Genomic DNA, 4,448 nt, shown 5'->3' with positions numbered 1-4,448 from the left:
TTACTCTGCGGCTTCTTCGTAAGCGTCCATTGGTGGGCATGTGCAGATGAGGTTTCGGTCTCCGTATGCGTTGTCGACGCGGTTGACGGGGGACCAGTATTTGTCGACGCCCATGGAGCCCGGGGGGAAGCAGGCCTGTTCGCGGGTGTATGGGCGGTCCCAGTCGCCGACCAGATCGCGCACCGTATGGGGGGCGTTTTTCAACGGGTTGTTCTCCGCATCGATCTTGCCGTCGATGATGTCCTGCGCCTCGGCCCGGATGGACAGCATGGCGTCGCAGAAGCGATCCAGCTCGTCCTTGGGTTCCGACTCGGTGGGTTCGACCATCAGGGTTCCGGCCACCGGCCAGGACATGGTCGGCGCGTGGAAGCCGGAATCGACCAGTCGTTTGGCCACATCGTCGACGCTGACATGGGCCGCCTCATCCAGAGGACGGGTGTCAAGGATACATTCATGCGCCACCCGGCCTGTTTCCGAGGTGTACAGGATCGGATAGGCGTCCTGCAGCCGAGCCGCGATATAGTTGGCGTTCAGGATCGCCACTTTCGTGGCCTGGGTCAGACCCGCACCGCCCATCAGCAGCACATAGGCCCAACTGACCGGCAGGATCGACGGAGACCCAAACGGTGCCGCCGAGACCGGACCGACGGCGGTGCCGTATTCCGGGTGGCCGGGCAGGTGTTCCTCCAGATGCGCCTTGACGCCGATCGGACCCATGCCGGGGCCGCCACCGCCATGCGGGATGCAGAAGGTCTTGTGCAGGTTCAGGTGGCTGACATCGCCGCCGATATCACCGGGGCGCGACAGGCCGACCATGGCGTTCATGTTGGCGCCGTCGATATAGACCTGACCGCCGTGATCATGGGTGATCTGGCAGACCTCCTGGACGGTGGTCTCGAACACGCCATGGGTCGACGGGTAGGTAATCATGCAGGCGGCCAGATGGTCGGAATGCTTTTCCGCCTTGGCGCGGAAATCGGCGACATCAATGTTGCCCTTCTCATCCGCTTGCACCGGCACCACCTGATAGCCCACCATCTGGGCCGAGGCCGGGTTGGTGCCATGGGCCGAAGTGGGGATCAGGCAGACATTGCGGTGCCCTTCGCCGCGGGCGAAGTGATAGTTGCGGATGGTCAGCAGGCCTGCGTACTCGCCCTGCGCGCCCGAGTTGGGCTGCTGCGAGATCGCGTCATAGCCGGTGATCTGGCACAGCTTGTCGTTCAGATCGGCAATCATCTCGTGATAGCCCTGTGCCTGATCTTCGGGGCAGAACGGGTGCAGATTGCCGAACTCGGGCCAGGTGACCGGGATCATCTCGATCGTGGCGTTCAGCTTCATCGTGCACGACCCCAGCGGGATCATCGCCCGGTCCAACGCCAGGTCGCGGTCGGCCAGACGGCGCATATAGCGCGTGATCTCGGCCTCGGCCCGGTTCTTGTGGAAGATCTCGTGGGTCAGATATTCGCTTTCACGCAGCGCGTAATCCGGCAGGCGGTATTGCTTGTTCGAGCTGTCATCCGCCCGATCGATGCCGAAAGCACCCCAGACGGCCTCGATGGTCTCGGGCCGGGTCTGTTCGTCCAGGCTGATGCCGACCTTGCTGTCGCCGACCTTGCGCAGGTTGACGCCGCGGGCCACGGCGGCCTCCATCACGACATTCTGCAGATGGCCGACCTCGACCGTGATGGTGTCAAAGAACACTTCCGGTTCCACGGCAAAGCCCGCCTCTTCCAGACCAGCCGCCAGGCGCGAGGTCTTGCGATGCACCGATTGCGCGATGGCCTTGATGCCATCAGGGCCGTGATAAACCGCATACATCGACGCAATGACGGCCAGCAGCGCCTGCGCGGTGCAGACATTCGAGTTGGCCTTCTCGCGGCGGATATGCTGTTCGCGGGTCTGCAGCGCCAGGCGATAGGCCTTGTTGCCCCGGCTGTCGATGCTGACGCCGATGATCCGGCCGGGCATCGACCGCTTCAGCTTGTCGGTGGTCGCCATATAGGCCGCGTGCGGGCCGCCATAGCCCATCGGCACGCCAAAGCGCTGGGTCGAACCGATGGCGATATCCGCGCCCATCTCGCCGGGGGATTTCAGCAGTGCCAGCGACAGGATGTCGGCGGCAACGATGGCAATGGCTTTATGTTCATGCAGCGCCGCGATCTCGGCGGTGAAGTCGCGCACATGTCCATGCGTGCCGGGATACTGGAAGATCGCGCCAAACACCGCGCCCGCGTCCATCGTATCCGGATCAGCCACCTGTACGTCGATGCCCAGAGGCTCGGCGCGGGTTTTGATCACCGCAATGGTCTGCGGGTGGCAGTTTTTATCGACGAAGAAAGCCGCGTTATTGGCCTTGGACCGGCCACCGCGCTTGGCCATCGCCATCGCCTCGGCAGCAGCGGTTGCTTCGTCCAGCAGCGAGGCGTTGGCCACGTCCAGCCCGGTCAGATCGCTGACCATGGTCTGGAAGTTCAGCAGCGCCTCAAGCCGGCCCTGGCTGATCTCGGGCTGATAAGGCGTATAGGCCGTGTACCAGGCCGGGTTTTCCAGGATATTGCGCAGGATCGGCGCAGGCGTGGTGGTGCCGTAATAGCCCTGACCAATCAGCGAGGTCAGAACCTTGTTCTTGCTCGCCACCTCTTTCATGTGGAACAGCGCATCGCGCTCGGTCATCGCCGGACCCCAGTCCAGCGCTTCCTTCTGTCGGATCGCAGGGGGGACGGTGGCGTCAATCAGCTGATCCAGCGTCGTGAAGCCGATCACCTTGAGCATGTCGCGCATCTCGGTCGGGCTGGGCCCGATATGGCGACGGTTGGCAAAGTCATAGGCTTCGTAATCGGTGAGTTTGAAGGCCATGTGTAGCGCTCCTCAAGGAATGTCTCGCCCAGCCGCTCTGGCAGATGCCTCCGGCGGGAGTATTTGGAAAAAGATGAAGCCCGGGGCCCGGTTTCAGGGCCCCGGAATTGAAGTTACCCGATGAAGGCCTTGTAGCCGGCTTCGTCCATCAGATCTTCCAGCTGCGACGCATCCGTGATCTTGATCTTGTAGATCCAGGCCTCGCCCTCGGGGTCGTCGTTCAGCGCGCCCGGATTGTCGGCCAGCGCCTCGTTGACCTCGACGATCTCGCCATCAACCGGCGCATAAAGCTCGGACGCCGCCTTGACGGATTCGATCACGCCAATCTCGCCACCCTTCTCGAACTCGTCGCCTGCTTCCTGCTGTTCCACGAACACCACGTCGCCCAGCTGTTCAGCCGCGTGTTTGGTGATGCCCAGCGTCGCGGTATCACCCTCGACGGTCAGCCATTCGTGCTCTTCGGAATAATAGGTTGCCATGTTGTCTCTCTCCTGACTTCAACGCTTGTAATTCTGGGTGACAAAGGGGGTGGCCACAATCTGTGCCGGTTGCGGCTTGCCCCGGATGATCAGATTCACCGCCGTGCCCGGTTCGGCATGATCCGCCGCCACATAGCCCATCGCCACAGGTCCACCGACCGTCGGGCCAAACCCGCCCGAGGTGATCTGACCGATTGTATTGCCCTGCGCGCACTGAATGTCCACGCCCTGACGCGCCGGTGCCCGGCCTTCCGGCTTGATGCCCACCAGCTTGCGCGCGGGACCCTCGGCCAGTTCTTTTTGAATGCGATCGGCCCCCGGGAACCCACCCTCTTCCTTGCGGCGTTTCTGGATCGCCCAACCCAGGCTGGCCTCGATCGGCGAGGTGCCCTGGTCGATGTCATTGCCATACAGGCACAGCCCCGCCTCCAGCCGCAGGCTGTCGCGCGCGCCCAGGCCCGCCGCCTCGCAATCCTCATGCGCCAGGAAGGCCTTGGTGATTTCTATCGCACGGTCCTCGGGGATCGAGATCTCGTACCCGTCCTCGCCGGTATAGCCCAGACGCGAGATCCGGCATTCGGCCCCCAGGATGTCGGCAACAACGGTTTCCATGAACTTCAGATCCCGCGCCGCAGGGCAAAGCGCACCCACCACATCCTCGGCCTTCGGTCCCTGCACCGCAACAAGCGCGCGGTCAAAGATCTCGATCACCTCAACCCCGTCCAGATTGTCGCGCATATGTGGAATATCCTGATGACGCAGCGCCGCGTTCACCACCACAAAGAAGTGATCCCCCGCATTCGACACGATCAGATCATCCATGATCCCGCCATCCGAATTGGTGAAAAATCCATACCGCGCCTTGCCAGGCTTCAGTGTCGCATAGGCCTGCGGGCACAGAGCCTCAAGCTTGGCACCAACATCCTCACCCCGCAGGATCACCTGACCCATATGAGACACATCAAACACCGCCGCCTTCTCACGACACTGCGCATGCTCACCCATAATCCCCAAGGGATACTGAACAGGCATCTCCCAGCCCGCAAAATCAACCAACTTCCCACCCAACTCAACATGCAAACCATGCAAAGGCGTGCGCCTAATATCCGTCAT

General features: G+C 62.3%; 3 protein-coding genes. All 3 read right to left on the bottom strand.

What is annotated here, in order from left to right:
- A complete protein-coding gene (gene gcvP, locus AC2FH6_RS21335) occupies positions 1-2,856 on the bottom strand; it encodes an aminomethyl-transferring glycine dehydrogenase (protein WP_496704183.1) in 2,856 nt (951 codons plus the stop codon).
- A 113-nt stretch (positions 2,857-2,969) separates the two neighbouring features.
- The gene (gcvH, locus tag AC2FH6_RS21330; RefSeq protein ID WP_142640419.1) at positions 2,970-3,335 is read right to left on the bottom strand and encodes a glycine cleavage system protein GcvH; all 366 of its coding nucleotides are present in this window, start codon (positions 3,333-3,335) and stop codon (positions 2,970-2,972) included.
- A gap of 18 nt (positions 3,336-3,353) precedes the next feature.
- Positions 3,354-4,448: glycine cleavage system aminomethyltransferase GcvT (gene gcvT, locus AC2FH6_RS21325; RefSeq protein WP_496690629.1), on the bottom strand; the 1,095-nt coding region annotated here is incomplete at its 5' end.

It is taken from the genome of Ruegeria sp. CDSC045 (genome assembly GCF_059610725.1).
Note: the sequence above shows the minus strand (reverse complement) of the source record. Positions and strands in the feature narration are given on the sequence as shown.

Coding starts and splice junctions, on each gene's coding strand:
- gcvH (WP_142640419.1), bottom strand. CDS start 3,335: ATGGCAACCTATTATTCCGAAGAGCACGAATGGCTGACCGTCGAGGGT.
- gcvP (WP_496704183.1), bottom strand. CDS start 2,856: ATGGCCTTCAAACTCACCGATTACGAAGCCTATGACTTTGCCAACCGT.